The 14,465-nt window shown below is 54.6% G+C and carries 13 protein-coding genes; 7 read left to right on the top strand and 6 right to left on the bottom strand.

Translation table 11 applies throughout. The annotated features are described in order from the left end of the window. Positions 1-102: 102 nt before the first annotated feature. From E5C26_RS14295 to mdtH, 4 genes are all read right to left on the bottom strand, one after another. Positions 103-1,743 (bottom strand): ABC1 kinase family protein, encoded by a 1,641-nt coding sequence (locus tag E5C26_RS14295; protein ID WP_135316901.1) that lies wholly within the window; start codon positions 1,741-1,743, stop codon positions 103-105. Positions 1,744-1,771: 28 nt separating this feature from the next. Next, a complete protein-coding gene (gene grxB / locus E5C26_RS14290; protein ID WP_135316900.1) occupies positions 1,772-2,419 on the bottom strand; it encodes a glutaredoxin 2 in 648 nt (215 codons plus the stop codon). A 129-nt stretch (positions 2,420-2,548) separates the two neighbouring features. Next, positions 2,549-2,797 carry a hypothetical protein gene (locus tag E5C26_RS14285; protein WP_135316899.1) on the bottom strand — a complete coding sequence of 83 codons (249 nt, stop codon included), beginning with the start codon at positions 2,795-2,797 and terminating at the stop codon, positions 2,549-2,551. A gap of 86 nt (positions 2,798-2,883) precedes the next feature. After that, positions 2,884-4,089 carry a multidrug efflux MFS transporter MdtH gene (gene mdtH, locus E5C26_RS14280; RefSeq protein ID WP_135316898.1) on the bottom strand — a complete coding sequence of 402 codons (1,206 nt, stop codon included), beginning with the start codon at positions 4,087-4,089 and terminating at the stop codon, positions 2,884-2,886. Between the two features lie 345 nt (positions 4,090-4,434). Here mdtH and rimJ point away from each other — a divergent pair, with 345 nt between their 5' ends. The 4 genes from rimJ (at position 4,435) to murJ (ending at position 8,245) form a co-directional block, all read left to right on the top strand. Beyond that, positions 4,435-5,019 (top strand): ribosomal protein S5-alanine N-acetyltransferase, encoded by a 585-nt coding sequence (gene rimJ, locus E5C26_RS14275; RefSeq protein WP_085117187.1) that lies wholly within the window; start codon positions 4,435-4,437, stop codon positions 5,017-5,019. A 9-nt stretch (positions 5,020-5,028) separates the two neighbouring features. Further along, a complete protein-coding gene (locus E5C26_RS14270) occupies positions 5,029-5,670 on the top strand; it encodes a YceH family protein (protein WP_135316897.1) in 642 nt (213 codons plus the stop codon). Further along, positions 5,667-6,587: a Gfo/Idh/MocA family protein gene (locus tag E5C26_RS14265; RefSeq protein ID WP_135316896.1), complete on the top strand. Its 921-nt coding sequence runs from the start codon at positions 5,667-5,669 to the stop codon at positions 6,585-6,587. Before E5C26_RS14270 ends, E5C26_RS14265 begins: the two co-directional genes overlap by 4 nt. 122 nt (positions 6,588-6,709) lie before the next feature. Beyond that, positions 6,710-8,245, top strand: coding sequence for a murein biosynthesis integral membrane protein MurJ (gene murJ / locus E5C26_RS14260; RefSeq protein ID WP_135316895.1), 1,536 nt, complete (start codon positions 6,710-6,712; stop codon positions 8,243-8,245). Positions 8,246-8,317: 72 nt separating this feature from the next. Here the strand turns inward: murJ and argS are convergent, their stop codons facing one another. Further along, positions 8,318-10,048: an arginine--tRNA ligase gene (argS, locus tag E5C26_RS14255; protein WP_135316894.1), complete on the bottom strand. Its 1,731-nt coding sequence runs from the start codon at positions 10,046-10,048 to the stop codon at positions 8,318-8,320. Positions 10,049-10,949: 901 nt separating this feature from the next. Between argS and E5C26_RS14250 the strand changes: the two genes are divergently transcribed. Next, positions 10,950-11,513, top strand: coding sequence for a VOC family protein (locus tag E5C26_RS14250; protein WP_135316893.1), 564 nt, complete (start codon positions 10,950-10,952; stop codon positions 11,511-11,513). Here E5C26_RS14250 and E5C26_RS14245 read toward each other — a convergent pair. After that, complete coding sequence (locus tag E5C26_RS14245; protein ID WP_135316892.1) at positions 11,510-12,661, bottom strand: MalY/PatB family protein; 1,152 nt, start codon at positions 12,659-12,661, stop codon at positions 11,510-11,512. The two genes, E5C26_RS14250 and E5C26_RS14245, sit on opposite strands and share 4 nt — an antisense overlap. Positions 12,662-12,762: 101 nt before the next feature. Between E5C26_RS14245 and cutC the strand changes: the two genes are divergently transcribed. Continuing rightward, complete coding sequence (gene cutC / locus E5C26_RS14240) at positions 12,763-13,521, top strand: copper homeostasis protein CutC (protein ID WP_135316891.1); 759 nt, start codon at positions 12,763-12,765, stop codon at positions 13,519-13,521. Positions 13,522-13,920: 399 nt separating this feature from the next. Next, positions 13,921-14,418 carry a hypothetical protein gene (locus tag E5C26_RS14235; protein WP_135316890.1) on the top strand — a complete coding sequence of 166 codons (498 nt, stop codon included), beginning with the start codon at positions 13,921-13,923 and terminating at the stop codon, positions 14,416-14,418. Positions 14,419-14,465 lie beyond the last annotated feature (47 nt).

Raw genomic sequence — 14,465 nt, 5'->3', positions numbered from 1 at the left:
GATTGACATGGGCGCAGTATACCGCGCCACTTTCAGAACATGGGATAATATTGATAATGCGCGGGAAACTTGTCACGACCTATCGGATAACACCGAAACTGTTCAGCGGCGTAAACGCAATGCCAGCAACAATACTCCCCCCAGACAGGCTAGCGCACCCAGTGCCGGAAACAGTGGAATGCCCCATAGCCGCACTGAGGATTGCATCAGGTAGGGTGCCAGGCCCAGCGTGAAGGCAGCGGTCACTATGGCAATGGCCAGGGTGACGGCAGCCCGCTCCAGCGCATGGCTTAGCTGGCTGATGTTCTTGAGGTTGATATCGGCACTGATCTGCCCGCGTTTTAGTCGGCGCATCAGCAGGCGCAGGGTTTGCGGAAGTTCTTCGCCCGCGTCCAGTGCTTCACCGCCCAGCGCCAGCATCCGCCGACGCACCGCTTCAGGGGTGTAACGCTGCAGCATCACCTGTTGCAGCATCGGTTTCAGGGTGGCGATGATATCGAAGTTGGGATCCAGCCGGTGCAACACGCCATCTGCGGTGATTAACGCCTTGAACAGCAACACCAGATCCGGTGGCAGTGCCAACTGATGTTCACGTGCCATCACCAGTAAGTCGGTCAACGCCTTACCCAGCGTCAGGGTGGCTGAAGCCTGCTTATCGAGAAAGTTTTGCGCCGCCAGTTCCAAATCCAGCAGATCCAGAGGATCGCTGTCCGACCAGGCGATCAAGGTATTGACGATACCGCCGGACTCCCGCTCGGCAATGGCCTGCAGCAACAGCAGTAACTGATTGCGCCGCCGTTCGGAAAGTTGGCCGACCATACCGAAATCGATAAAGCCGACGCGGTTATCCGCTAACGCCATCACGTTACCCGGGTGCGGGTCGGCGTGATAAAGCCGGTGCTCCAGCACCATTTTCATAAAGGCCTGTGCGCCACGCCTTGCCAGCAGCGGGCCATCAAAACCGGCGCTGGCCAATTGCTGCGGATTTTCCGGCGCGATGCCGGGCAAAAACTCCTGCACCAGTAGACGTTTCGATGACCACTGCCAGTAAATTTTCGGGATCACCACCTCGGGCTGCGGAGCAAATTGCTGAGCGACTCGTTCGCAGTTATTACCTTCATGAGTCAAGTCCAGCTCGTGATTCAGCGCGGTTGCCAGCGCTCGCACCATCTGGCGTGGCCGGTAGCGGGCCAGTGCCGGACTCTGTTGTTCGACGGTTTCCGCCAGGTAGGCCAGCAGGCGTAAGTCGGCGTGAATGGTTTTCGCCAGACCAGGGAGCAACACCTTGATCACCACCTTTTCGCCGCTGTGCAGGCGGGCGCGGTAAATCTGTGCCATTGACGCGGCAGCCAGTGGGGTTTCGTCAAACTCGTCAAACAGGTGGTGTGGGTCACCGCCCAAATCGGCGTTGATTTGCGGTGCCAGTTCGCTCCAGGCCAGGGTGGTCGCCTGGCTGTGCAGGCGATCCAGTTCGTCGGTCCAGCTTGAGTCCAACAGGTCTGAGCGGGTCGCCAGGATCTGGCCGAATTTGACAAAGGTCGGACCCAGCGCTTCCAGCGCGGCACGCAAGCGTTGCGGCAGGGTTTGGCTATCTTGCGACTCGCCACCGCCCTCAGCGGCACTCAACAGGGTGCCCAGACCCAGCAGGCGAATCACATCCTGCAATCCGTAGCGGATCAACACTGCGGAGATTTCTTTCAGCCTCGCCCGATCGCGGGCGGTAACCAACACCATTTTCAACATTTGCGCGCTATATCCTTATTGCGGGGGATCACTGTTCCATATCGAACAGCAGCGGAATATCACTGCGCTGCGCCATATGGTTACGATAGGCTTCTACGTTATCCGGCAGCGTAAGCCCGGCGACGATCGACAACGAACGCAGCAGTGGGAACAGGTGAATATCGTCTTCCGACAGGGTAGCGTTCACTGCATCAGGGGAGGCTATCAGCCCGGAGAGCACCTGGAGGTCGGCTTCCAGTTGAGCGATCAGATCGGCGCTGTCGGCAAGGTGCGCGGAAAAGTCACCGATTGAGGCCTGCTTCTTATCGGTAAAGTACTGGCGTGCACGATCAGTGGCGAACTCTTCGAAGTCGGCGTTGGCAAAGCGCGGCCACAGTAAGTTGAGGCTGTAGCTACCGACCTGCTGTAGCCAGTCGGCGATCGCCGGGTTGGTTTTACCGGTCAGCAGGGGTTTACCGTCGAGTTGATCGACGTAATGCACAATATCCATGCTTTCCGGTAAGTAGCTGCCGTCATCCTTCTGCAAAATAGGCGCCATTTTCTTGCCAATCATGCTGACTGGTGTCGCTTCATCATCATTGAGCAGGGTGACCAGGCGGACGGGCAAATTTTTCAGGCCAAAAATCATGCGGGCTTTAACGCAGAATGGGCAATGATCGTAGATAAACAGTTTCATGCTTGCTCCCGTTGTCAGGTTTTAACAGCAATAGTTATCACAGCATACTGAGGCTGTCGCGAAGAGTTCTTGTTGGAAGGTGCGTAATTGTTGGATGGCCCGCGCAAAATACGCGGGCCAAAGCAGGCGTTATTTTTTGGTTGGAACCGAATTGATCACTTCTATCAGGTGCATACGAGCCTCTTCCAGATCGATTTTATCCCGTTCGTTGCTGGCGTTGACTATCTGCAACTGTTTGATGATGTCGCTCTTCAGGTCGGCATTTCCTGCAATGATATGGGCCAGCGCTTTTTCTACCAGGGTTGAGCGCGCGTACAGCATACGCAGGTTCAGTACCATGTGTTCCAGCAACTGCGGTAATTTTGATTCATCGGTCATCGCCAACTTCTCCGGTTTATGTTTTTACTATCAGGATAGCAGCTATCGGAAATTTGGCTGATTTTCTGGCAACTTAGAGATAAACCTTAGCCTCCTGGAGCAATCGCCGGCGCGCTGCTGCGTGGGTTGAACTGCCAGTAAAGGGCGAACAGGGTAATAAAGCCCACGATACCCAGCAGTATCCACGGCAGTTCCGGCATATTCATCGCATGACCGGTGTCGTACATCCAGCCGCCACCGGTGTAGCCCAGAGCGCCGCCCAATGCCAGCCCCAGACGGCTGAACCCCATGTAACTGCCGCGTGCGCGTGGATCGGCCAGCGAGGCGCTGAGGGTTTCACGCGCAGGTTCGGCGATGATGGAGCCGAGATAGAAACAACAGATCAGAGTAAACACGCCCTGCAGACTGGTTGCCAGCCCAACCGGCATCAGGCTGAGGGTCATCAGCAGCAGGCCGGCCATCAACCGCTGTTCCAGCCGAAAACGTTTTTCGCTCCAGCGAGCCAGTGGGTACAGCAGTGACAGCGACAGCGCGGCTTCGATGGCATACATCCATTTTACCGCCGTGGGTGAACCGGCAATTTCATTGACCACGATCGGCAGCATCAGCATCACCTGTACCGACAGCATGTAGTAGCCGGTCAGCGTCAGCACGTAGGTCAGGAAACGGCGGTCGCGCAGTACGCGCATCATGCCTTCCTTCATTGGGGTGCGGACGGTAGATATACGGTATGCCGGCAGCAGCCAGGCGTTCCAGCCCGCGGCCAACACGAAAATGCCTGCGCCGACCCAGCAAACGAAGTGGAAATCATATTGCAGCAGCCAACTGCCGATCAGGGCGCCAATCACCGCCCCGGCACTGTCCTGCATCATTAACAGGGAGTAAAAACGGCCACGCTCATGCGGACGGGTGAGCTTAATCACCAGCGCGGTGCGCGGTGGGTCAAACAAGGTGCCACCGAGGGCGGAAAGGGCGCAGGAAAACCACAGTAACCAGGGTTGATCGGCCATGGCCATGGTGGCGAAACCGGCAGCGCGCATCAGCATGCCAGTGACGATCATCGGTTTGGCACCAAATCGGTCGGCGATCGCCCCGCCAAAAATGCCCAACCCCTGCTGGATCAATTGCCGTAAACCCAGAGCGGCACCGACCACCACGGCCGCCCAGCCAAGCTGATCGACAAAGCGAATCGAAATAAGCGGAAAAACCACAAAAAAACCTAAAACCACTAACAGGTTATCGAGTAATAGAAAATACTTACCCAAGCTCCGAGCTTGCGATACCAGAGACATGCTTCACCACGAGCAATTAAGGGGGAGAGGAGTGCGACCGCTCTAGTTTGTACCCAATCCCGGATTGCCGATAGGGGCGGGGAAGATAATATTTTTTTATCGTCAATACGTTAGCTAAGCAGCAAAACAGCACGAAAATAGCCGTAAAATAGCCAATCGCTTATTTACTGAGCTGTCGGGGTTTTACCTCCGGGGCAGGCTACGGTTATATTAAATGAGGGTAAGTGCGGTTCTGCGCCGCTGTTTAAAAAATAATGGCCCATGATAGGTTCGTCGCAGGATGAATATCCAGACATGCGCCCAATAAATACTTCTTATCGAACCGTTCTGACCGCGGGGGAAATGATGTTTGGCTACCGCTCTGCATCACCAAAAGTACGCCTCACCACCGATCGGCTGGTTGTCCGTTTAGTCCATGAACGCGACGCCTACCGGTTGGCCGAATACTATGCCGAAAACCGAGCCTTCCTTAAGCCCTGGGAACCGGTGCGGGATGAAAGCCATTGTTATCCTTCCGGCTGGCAGGCGCGGCTGGGGATGATCACCGAAATGCAAAAGCAGGGCAGCGCCTACTACTTTATCCTGCTCGATCCGGAAGAACATGAAGTGCAGGGCGTGGCGAACTTCAGCAATGTGCTGCGCGGTTCGTTCCATGCCTGTTTCCTTGGCTATTCGCTGGCCGAAAAATGGCAGGGGCAAGGGCTGATGTATGAAGCGCTGCAGTCCGCTATCCGTTATATGGTGCGTCAGCAGCGAATGCACCGCATTATGGCCAACTATATGCCGCACAATCAGCGCAGCGGCGCGTTGCTGACCCGCCTGGGATTTGAACGTGAAGGTTATGCCAAGGACTATCTGCTGATCGACGGGCAGTGGCAGGATCACGTATTGACGGCATTAACCAATAAAGAATGGCTACCGCCACGCTGAGGCCAAATAATGAAATATGAATTAAGCGCTAAAGAAGCCAGGGTGATTGGCTGCCTGCTGGAAAAGCAGGTGACTACCCCGGACCAATATCCCCTTTCCCTCAATGGCATCCAGCTTGCCTGCAACCAGAAAACCAACCGCGAGCCGGTGATGGAACTGACGGAAAGCGAAGTTCAGCAAATTCTCGACCTGTTGCTAAAGAAACATTTTCTGCGCACCCTCAGCGGCTTCGGTAATCGAGTGGTCAAGTATGAGCACCGCTTCTGTAATTCGGAATTTGGTCAGCTAAAACTGTCTGCCGCCGAGTTGGCGGTGATCGCCACCTTGTTGTTACGTGGCGCGCAAACTCCCGGTGAACTTCGCACCCGCACTAACCGCATGCATGAGTTTAATGACGTTACTGAAGTGGAGCAGGTGCTGACGAACCTGAGCACCCGGGAGGATGGCCCCTTTGTGGTGCGTCTGGCGCGCGAGCCGGGTAAGCGTGAAAGCCGATTTATGCATTTGTTCAGCGGCGAGATTGACGAGGCACCGGCAGAAGCAGCACCGGCCAATGACACTGAATTGAGCCAGCGCGTCAGCGTATTGGAAAACGAAGTGGCACAGTTAAAACAGCAATTGCAGGCGCTATTGCTGCGGGAGAGCGAATGACTAAGTTACGCGTTGGCGTCGTGGGGTTGGGCGGCATTGCACAAAAAGCCTATTTGCCGATCCTGAGTCAGGCGGCGGACTGGACGCTGGTCGGCGGTTTTTCCCCCAACCAGCAAAAGGCACAACCGCTTTGCGACAGCTATCGGATGGCCTGTTTTTCCGGGCTGGACACTTTGGCTCAGCAATGCGATGCCGTTTTCGTGCACAGCAGTACCGCCAGCCATTTTCAGGTTATTAGCGAATTACTGCGTTACGGCGTTCACGTCTATGTCGACAAACCCCTGGCGGAGACGGTAGAGCAGGGCGAGCAGTTGATCGCCCTGGCTGAAAAGCAGGGTAAAACGCTGATGGTGGGTTTTAACCGTCGCTTTGCGCCGTTGTATCGTCAGCTGAAGCAACAGATGCAGCAACCGGCATCGATTCGCATGGACAAACACCGTGCCGACAGCGTTGGGCCAAATAGCCTGCGCTTTACCCTGCTGGACGATTATCTGCACGTGGTGGATACCGCGCTGTGGCTGGGTGGCAATGAAGGAAAATTACTCAGCGGTAGCCTGCGAGCCACGGCGGCCGGTGAGTTGATGTATGCCGAGCATCATTTTGAGTGCGGTGAAACGCTGGTGACCACCAGCATGCATCGCCGGGCCGGCAGCCAGCGCGAAAGCGTGCAGGCAGTAACCGGCAGCGCGGTCTATCAGTTGAACGATATGCGCCAGTGGCTGCGGGAAGACTCGCAAGGTGTGCTGGAGCAACCGGCACCAGGCTGGCAGACCACCCTGGCACAGCGCGGTTTTGACGGTGCAGTTCGCCATTTCATCACTTCCGTCAGCAACCAGACGGTGCCGGAAACCGCCGGAGAGCAGGCGATTGCTGCTCAAAGGGTGATTGAAAAACTGCTGCTTGATGCCGGATTATAAGGTAACCCCATGTAACATATGGCGGTAGCTATTCTGCCGCGGATGAGTAAACTTAGCCGATAGTTTTACTGACGCCTGCTGATGCAGGCGTCGACATTTACAGGGCACATCAGAAAAACCACATGAACCTACTAAAATCGTTGGCCGCCGTCAGCTCTATGACGATGTTTTCGCGGGTGCTGGGCTTTGCCCGTGACGCTATCGTGGCGCGGGTGTTTGGTGCCGGAATGGCAACAGATGCCTTCTTCGTGGCGTTCAAACTGCCCAACCTGCTGCGGCGCATTTTTGCCGAAGGCGCTTTCTCTCAAGCCTTTGTGCCGATCCTGGCCGAATATAAAAGCCAGCAGGGTGAAGAGGCGACGCGTACCTTTATCTCTTACGTTTCTGGGCTGTTGACGCTGATACTGGCGCTGGTCACGGTGTTGGGCATGCTGGCCGCCCCCTGGGTTATCTACATTACCGCACCGGGCTTTGTCGATTCACCGGACAAGTTTGCTCTGACGTCGTCGCTGCTGCGCGTTACCTTCCCCTATATTTTGCTGATTTCGCTGGCCTCGCTGGTCGGCTCGATCCTCAATACCTGGAACCGTTTTTCGATCCCGGCGTTTGCGCCAACCTTGCTGAACGTCAGCATGATCGGTTTCGCGCTGTTTGCCGCGCCATACTTCAATCCACCGGTGATGGCGCTGGCCTGGGCGGTGGTGGTCGGTGGGGTACTGCAGCTGGGTTATCAGCTGCCGCACCTGAAGAAGATCGGCATGCTGGTGCTGCCGCGCATTAAACTTGGTGATGCCGGCGTATGGCGTGTGATGCGTCAGATGGGACCGGCGATTTTTGGCGTTTCGGTTAGTCAGATTTCACTGATTATCAACACCATTTTTGCCTCGTTCCTGGTCTCAGGGTCGGTTTCCTGGATGTACTATGCCGATCGTCTGATGGAGTTTCCTTCAGGGGTGTTGGGTGTGGCATTGGGCACTATTTTGTTACCGTCGCTGGCAAAAAGTTTCTCCAGCGGTAACCACGACGAATATTCCCGCCTGATGGACTGGGGCCTGCGGCTGTGCTTCCTGCTGGCGCTGCCGAGTGCTATCGCGCTGGGTATTCTGGCCAAGCCGTTGACCGTTTCGTTGTTCCAGTACGGCAAGTTCAGTGCCTTTGATGCCGCCATGACTCAGCGTGCGCTGGTGGCCTATTCGGTCGGGCTGATGGGGTTAATCGTGGTCAAGGTGTTGGCACCAGGATTCTATTCGCGCCAGGACATTAAAACGCCGGTTAAAATCGCCATCATCACGCTGATTTTGACCCAGGTGATGAACCTGATGTTTATCGGCCCACTGAAACATGCCGGGCTTTCGCTGTCGATCGGTCTCGGGGCTTGCCTTAACGCTTCGCTGTTGTACTGGCAATTGCGTAAACAGAAGATTTTCCACCCGCAGCCGGGTTGGGCGCTGTTCCTGACCAAGCTGGTGATCGCGGTGCTGGTGATGTCGGTGGTGCTGGTCGGCGTGATGTGGCTAATGCCGGCCTGGGATCAGGGCAATATGCTGGAACGCCTGCTGCGTCTGGCGGTCGTGGTGGTCACCGGCGTGGTGGCTTACTTTGGCGTGTTGGCTGGGCTGGGTTTCCGGCCACGCGACTTTGCCCGCCGGGTGGCGTAACGGATATTGCCGTCGCCAAAGCATAAAAAAGGGTCGCCATGGCGACCCTTTCTAGTATTCAACCCCGAGAGGTTACATACGTTCGACGGTTTCGATACCCAGCGTATCCAGACCGGCCTTCAGCGTTTTGGCGGTCAGCAGTGCCAGTTTCAGGCGGCTCTGACGCGCTTCTTCGCTGTCTGCATTGAGGATCTGGCAGTGTTCGTAGAAGCCGGAGAACAGGCCTGCAAGGTCATACAGGTAGCTACACATCACGTGTGGGGTGCCTTCACGCGCCACGGTGGTGATCACTTCTTCAAACTGCAGCAGACGGGTTGCCAGCGTGATTTCACGCTCTTCGGTCATTACCAGTGGCAGGGTCAGATTGCTTTCATCGACACCGGCGCGTTTGAACACCGAGGCAACGCGGGTATAGGCATACTGCATATAAGGTGCAGTATTGCCTTCAAACGCCAGCATGTTGTCCCAGTCGAAGATGTAATCGGTAGTCCGACTTTTTGACAGGTCGGCGTATTTTACCGCACCGATGCCAACCGCATTGGCCAGGCTCTGCATTTCTTCTGCCGGCATATCCGGGTTTTTCTCGGCGATCAGTTTGCCGGCGCGATCCACTGCTTCATCCAGTAGGTCGGACAGTTTCACCGTGCCGCCTGAACGGGTTTTGAACGGCTTGCCGTCTTTACCCAGCATCATGCCGAACATATGGTGTTCCAGCGACAGCGAGTCCGGTATATAGCCGGCTTTGCGCACGATGGTCCAGGCCTGCATCAGATGTTGGTGCTGACGCGAATCGATGTAATACAGCACGCGATCGGCACCCAGCGTTTCATAACGGTACTTGGCACAGGCGATATCGGTAGTGGTGTACAGGTAGCCGCCATCCTTTTTCTGGATGATGACGCCCATAGGCTCGCCGTCTTTATTCTTGTATTCATCGAGGAATACCACGGTGGCGCCTTCGCTTTCCACCGCCAGACCCTTGGCCTTGAGATCGGCAACAATCCCCGGCAGCATCGAGTTGTACAGGCTTTCACCCATCACGTCGTCTTCGGTCAGGGTGACGTTCAGACGGTTATAGGTCAGCTGATTTTGCGCCATGGTAATGTCGACCAGCTTGCGCCACATCTTCAGGCAGTATTGATCGCCGCCTTGCAATTTCACCACATAGGCGCGAGCGCGTTCGGCAAAATCGGCGTCTTCGTCATAGTGTTTCTTCGCTTCACGGTAGAACTGTTCCAGGTCGGACAGATCCATATCGCTGGCGTTCTCGTTCTGCATTTTTTCCAGATAGGCGATTAACATGCCGAACTGGGTGCCCCAGTCGCCAACGTGGTTGGCGCGGATCACCTTATGGCCCAGGAACTCCTGGGTACGTGCGGCGGCGTCACCGATAATGGTGGAGCGCAGGTGACCGACGTGCATTTCTTTCGCCACGTTGGGGGCAGAGTAGTCAATAACGATGGTCTGCTGTTTGACCGGCGCAATATCCAGTTTTGGCGCGCTCAGCACGCGATCGGCTTGCTGGGCAACCCATTCGCTGTTCAGGAAAATATTGATAAAGCCGGGGCCGGCGATTTCCACTTTGCCGGCGACGTCGCCGAGGTCAAGCAGTTGCACCACTTTTTCCGCCAACTGGCGCGGCGGCATGCCGAGTTTTTTGGCGACGGACATCACGCCATTGGCCTGATAATCACCAAACTGTGCTTTGGCTGATTGACGGACCTGCGCTTCGCAATCGGCTGGCGCGCCTGCGGCAATCAGCGCCTGGCTGACTTTATCTGAAAGAAGAACCTGAATATTCACCGGGTTACCTTAATGACGAACGAGGGGCCGTATGCCATGCCCCTGCGGGATTCAAAGGTGGTTTTTTGGCTGCGCGTCAAGACGGCGGCCCACCACAAAACAGCCTGTAATTGTAACTGATTTGGTGGGTTACGTCAGCAGTTGGCGCGGGGGGATTAGGTGAAAGTCCTGATTCATTAATGCCTGCCTGCAATGAGTGATGGCGGCAGAGTGAACGGCATACGAGAAAAATAGGGGTGGGATAACATGGAATCAGCAGGACTAGTGTTTTTTGTTTCGGCGGCCGGCATCCAGCGTATTATTACGACGTGATTTAAAGTGACGATATATCGCATAGGCAGCAATAACTACCAATAGCAAAGAAACTATTAAAAGGAACATAAGTGATTATCTCTGACTCAATTTTCACTAAAGTAGCTCAATTGATATTTTCAAGCAATTACCGCGCTCGCGTTTAGGAAGATTCTCATGTCTGGTTTATTACAAAGCCTTTAGTTAACAAGTTGTTGATGTTTCTGTTTTAATGGGCATTCATTCTGAATCGTTTTTTTGCTACGTATGAATTAACTATTTTTTAAGCATTTATGAATATCGGCAAGTGTGAATGATCTGGCTTAATAAGTTAGCAATATCTTCAGTGCTTTGGTCATAAGAAAAAGCTATAAACTTATGCCATAGCCTTTATCAGGAATTAAAATCTTAAAAAGTAAAATCGCAGTGTAATAAAAAACGTGAAAATTATTCTTTTGTGCTTTTTATGTTCAGCGAGTCGCCACTTTATCTTGTCGTGCCATTTGAGAGCAAAAAAGATTAACTTGCCGCGTCAGCCGGGTGGCTAGCAGCGCCTCAGACGTGTAAATTACACCTCCTGAAAACCGCTTTCCGCAGTATCGAGGACGTTATGAGCACTCTCCCGGCGATGGCCGAACTTAACGATTTAGCGCTGGATTTACCCCGCTTTGAACTGGCGTTGAGCCGGTTCGCCGAAAAGCTGCATTTGGATTTGTCCCAGTTTACGGCGGATCATATCTCGGTACGTTGCCATCAAAACACCACGGCCGATCGCTGGCGACAGGGGCTGCTGCAGTGCGGCTCACTGTTGTCAGAATCGATGATTAATGGCCGTCCTATTTGTTTGTTTGATCTCCAGCAACCGCTCAAGGTTGGACCATGGTTGATCGACTGCGTGGAGCTGCCTTATCCCGGCGATAAACGTTATCCGCACGAGGGCTGGGAACATGTGGAGCTGGTGCTGAGTGGTGAACCTGCCACCTTGTATGCGCGAGCGTTGAGTCATCTGCCCGATGAAGCGTTGTTGGCACCTGGGATTAAATTGAAACAGAGTTCACCGCAGGGTGAGGGCGAACGTTTGCCTAACCCGACGCTGGCGATCACCGATGGGACGGTGACTATCAAATTTCATCCTTATTCCATCCGGGAGATCGTTGCCAGCGAGCAAGCCTAATTTGGCATCAGCGTCTGGGTCGCCAGCATCATGCGATCCAGCGCCTGAGTCAGCAGTTCGCGCCGACAACCGAAATTCAAACGAACAAAATGGCGGTTACCAAAATCCAGCCCCGGACTCAACCCGACGCCAGCCTGTTCAAAAAAGGCGTGCGGGTTATCGACCGCCAGTTGGCTACAGTCAATCCAGGCCAGATAAGTGGCTTCAATGGGCTGCAGCAACAGACCGGGCATGGCATTAATACGCTCGGTCACCAAATCACGATTGTCGCGCAGATAAATCAACAGCGCGTCCAGCCAGTCTTGGCCATGCTGGTAGGCAGCCTGGGCGGCAACCAGCGCCAGTACGTCCACCTCCGGCACGATGCCGCTGCGTGCGCGGGTCAGCTTCTGGCGTAACTGCGGGTTGGGAACAATCGCCATAGAGGCACCCAGCCCGGCAATGTTGAAGGTTTTAGACGGTGACATCAGCGTGATGCTGCGCTGGGCGGCGTCTTCATTCAAGCTGGCAAAGGGGATGTGCTCGCAGCCGGGCTCAAGCAACAGGTCACAATGAATTTCGTCCGAACAGACTATCAGCTCATGGGCCAGGGCAAATTCATGGTGCTGCAATAGCTCCTGCCGGCGATAAACCGTGCCGCCCGGGTTTTGCGGGTTGCACAACAACAGTAATTTCTCTTTACCACTGAGCTGCCCGCTGATAGAGCTGAAATCTAACAGCCAGCGACGGTCATGCAGCGTCAACGGCACCGGCAACTGGGTGCGTCCGGCGAATTTTGCCGCTTTGCGAAACGGGGGGTAAATCAGGGAGGGTGCCAGAGTGCCTTCGCCCTCAGTGGTAAAAGCGCGCACGCATAAATTAAGACCGCAAACCAGACCGGGCAGGAAAATCAGCCATTCGGGGTTGATACGCCAGCCGTAATGTTCCAGCATGCGGCGGGTAAAAACCTCAATAAGTTCGGGTGAGGGATGACTGTAGCCGAATACCGCATGTGCTACGCGCTGCTGTAATGCGTCGATGATGGCCGGCGGTGACGGGAAGTCGGTATCGGCGACCCAGAGTGGAATAATGTCACGGTCGCGATATTTATCCCACTTAACGCTGTCACTGTGACTACGGTCTACCCATTGATCAAAATTGAATGCCATAGTTACTACCCTGTATAGGTTGATACCTCTTTATCAGCCTAAGAGATAAATTGAAAAATTAACAATTGCCGTCGCAGGTTAGCCGTCATCTGGGGGTGACAATGATAAAACTGGAAGTTTGTTGCTATAGCGTCGATTGCGCGCTGACGGCTGAGCGGGCAGGTGCCGATCGCATAGAATTGTGCTCCAGCCCGAGCGAGGGCGGTTTGACACCCAGCTACGGCTCATTACGCCTGGCGCGCGACAGAGTCAGCGTGCCGGTGCATCCTATTATTCGTCCGCGCGGTGGGGATTTTTGCTACGGTGCGGTAGATTTTGATGTGATCAAGCATGATATTGCACAGATCCGCGATATGGGTTTTGCCGGTGTGGTGGTCGGCATGCTGGATGAAGAAGGGCATATCGACCTGCCGCGCATGCGCGAAGTGATGCGCTTGAGTGGCAATATGGCGGTGACCTTTCACCGCGCGTTTGATATGTGCCAGAACCCGATGGTCGCGCTCAGTCAACTAACTCAGTTGGGCGTGGCGCGGATCCTGACTTCCGGCCAGCAGCAAAATGCGGAGCTGGGTTTACCCTTGCTGCGTGACCTGCTGCAGGCCAGTCAGGGGCCGGTCATTATGGCCGGTGCCGGCGTGCGCTTGAGCAATCTGCATAAATTTGTCGATATCGGTATTCAGGAGCTGCACAGTTCATCCGGTCATGCGGTGCCTTCGACCATGCGTTATCGCAAAGCCGGCGTGACCATGTGTTCAGACAGTGAGTTTGATGAATTTAGCCATTATTGCGTGGATGGCGAAATGGTCGAGGCGATGAAAAACTCACTGGCATTGGTCGATCCCTTGGCGCAAACCGCATAGCTAAGCCGCTTTCAGACTGAAAGGTCGATTGGCCCGTAAATGAACACCATAACCCGGCAAGTTGCCGGGTTTTTTACATTTATAAATCAAGCTGGTATCGAACAAAACCCTCCACATCGTCCTGCCATGGCTGGCACAAACGTCCTGGCGCGACCGCCTACCTCCTGATGCAGTAACCTTTGCTACGAGCCACGTTGAATGGCCGAATTCATCATAGGGAAACTGTGTAGTTAAGGAGGAAGTATGAAGTTCTATTTTATTTGCCTGCTGGTGGCCTGCCTTTCATTATCCGGCTGTGTCGCGGCCTATTATCGCTAAGGAGAGCGTATGCGTTTTATGATTATTTTATGCCTGGTTTGCAGCTTAAGCGCCTGTGCAACCTTGTATTACAGGTGAGCGATGAGACGACTAACAATGATGCTGATGCTGATGCTGACGGGGTGTGTATCGGTTTATGGGCCGACAAAAACCGGCAATCAGCCCGCAGGCGGCAGCACTGCCACTGACCCTGGCTTGCCCGACTCCGCCAATGCCGCGTTAATCGGCAATAGAAAACCCGATGAACTGCTTGACCGGGTGGTGGCTGTTCTTGGCGATAAAGGGATAACGCCAACGCTGACGGATCGCCACCTGGGGGTTGTCGGGTTCTCCGGCAGCGATAGCGAGCTGGCAGGGCTTTATCTGGATTGTAGCGTGCAAGCGACGCCTTCAAATTTGACGCAGGAGTACCGCATTCTGGTACAGGTTTATTCTGCCGGAGAAGGCAGCCATGTCATGGTACAGGTTACCGGTGTGGCGGGGCTGACTACGTCGGACGGTAATGACAAGGTTAAACCATTCGAATGCAAATCCAGCGGTGTGCTGGAAAAGGATTTACTGGAAGCCTTACGAAAGTAAGAAAGGATGGCGTCATCACTCCGCTAGCATAGGGGATGATGACGCTG

This window comes from Serratia proteamaculans (assembly GCF_004684015.1).
Lineage (GTDB): Bacteria > Pseudomonadota > Gammaproteobacteria > Enterobacterales > Enterobacteriaceae > Serratia > Serratia proteamaculans_F.
The sequence above is the reverse complement of the archived record's forward strand: the minus strand, read 5'-3'. Positions and strand labels throughout refer to the sequence as shown.

Excerpts from the sequence above, each read along its gene's own strand:
- E5C26_RS14295 (WP_135316901.1), bottom strand. The coding sequence starts at position 1,743 with ATGTTGAAAATGGTGTTGGTTACCGCCCGCGATCGGGCGAGGCTGAAA.
- grxB (WP_135316900.1), bottom strand. The coding sequence starts at position 2,419 with ATGAAACTGTTTATCTACGATCATTGCCCATTCTGCGTTAAAGCCCGC.
- E5C26_RS14285 (WP_135316899.1), bottom strand. The coding sequence starts at position 2,797 with ATGACCGATGAATCAAAATTACCGCAGTTGCTGGAACACATGGTACTG.
- mdtH (WP_135316898.1), bottom strand. The coding sequence starts at position 4,089 with ATGTCTCTGGTATCGCAAGCTCGGAGCTTGGGTAAGTATTTTCTATTA.
- rimJ (WP_085117187.1), top strand. The coding sequence starts at position 4,435 with ATGTTTGGCTACCGCTCTGCATCACCAAAAGTACGCCTCACCACCGAT.
- E5C26_RS14270 (WP_135316897.1), top strand. The coding sequence starts at position 5,029 with ATGAAATATGAATTAAGCGCTAAAGAAGCCAGGGTGATTGGCTGCCTG.
- E5C26_RS14265 (WP_135316896.1), top strand. The coding sequence starts at position 5,667 with ATGACTAAGTTACGCGTTGGCGTCGTGGGGTTGGGCGGCATTGCACAA.
- murJ (WP_135316895.1), top strand. The coding sequence starts at position 6,710 with ATGAACCTACTAAAATCGTTGGCCGCCGTCAGCTCTATGACGATGTTT.
- E5C26_RS14250 (WP_135316893.1), top strand. The coding sequence starts at position 10,950 with ATGAGCACTCTCCCGGCGATGGCCGAACTTAACGATTTAGCGCTGGAT.
- E5C26_RS14245 (WP_135316892.1), bottom strand. The coding sequence starts at position 12,661 with ATGGCATTCAATTTTGATCAATGGGTAGACCGTAGTCACAGTGACAGC.
- cutC (WP_135316891.1), top strand. The coding sequence starts at position 12,763 with ATGATAAAACTGGAAGTTTGTTGCTATAGCGTCGATTGCGCGCTGACG.
- E5C26_RS14235 (WP_135316890.1), top strand. The coding sequence starts at position 13,921 with ATGAGACGACTAACAATGATGCTGATGCTGATGCTGACGGGGTGTGTA.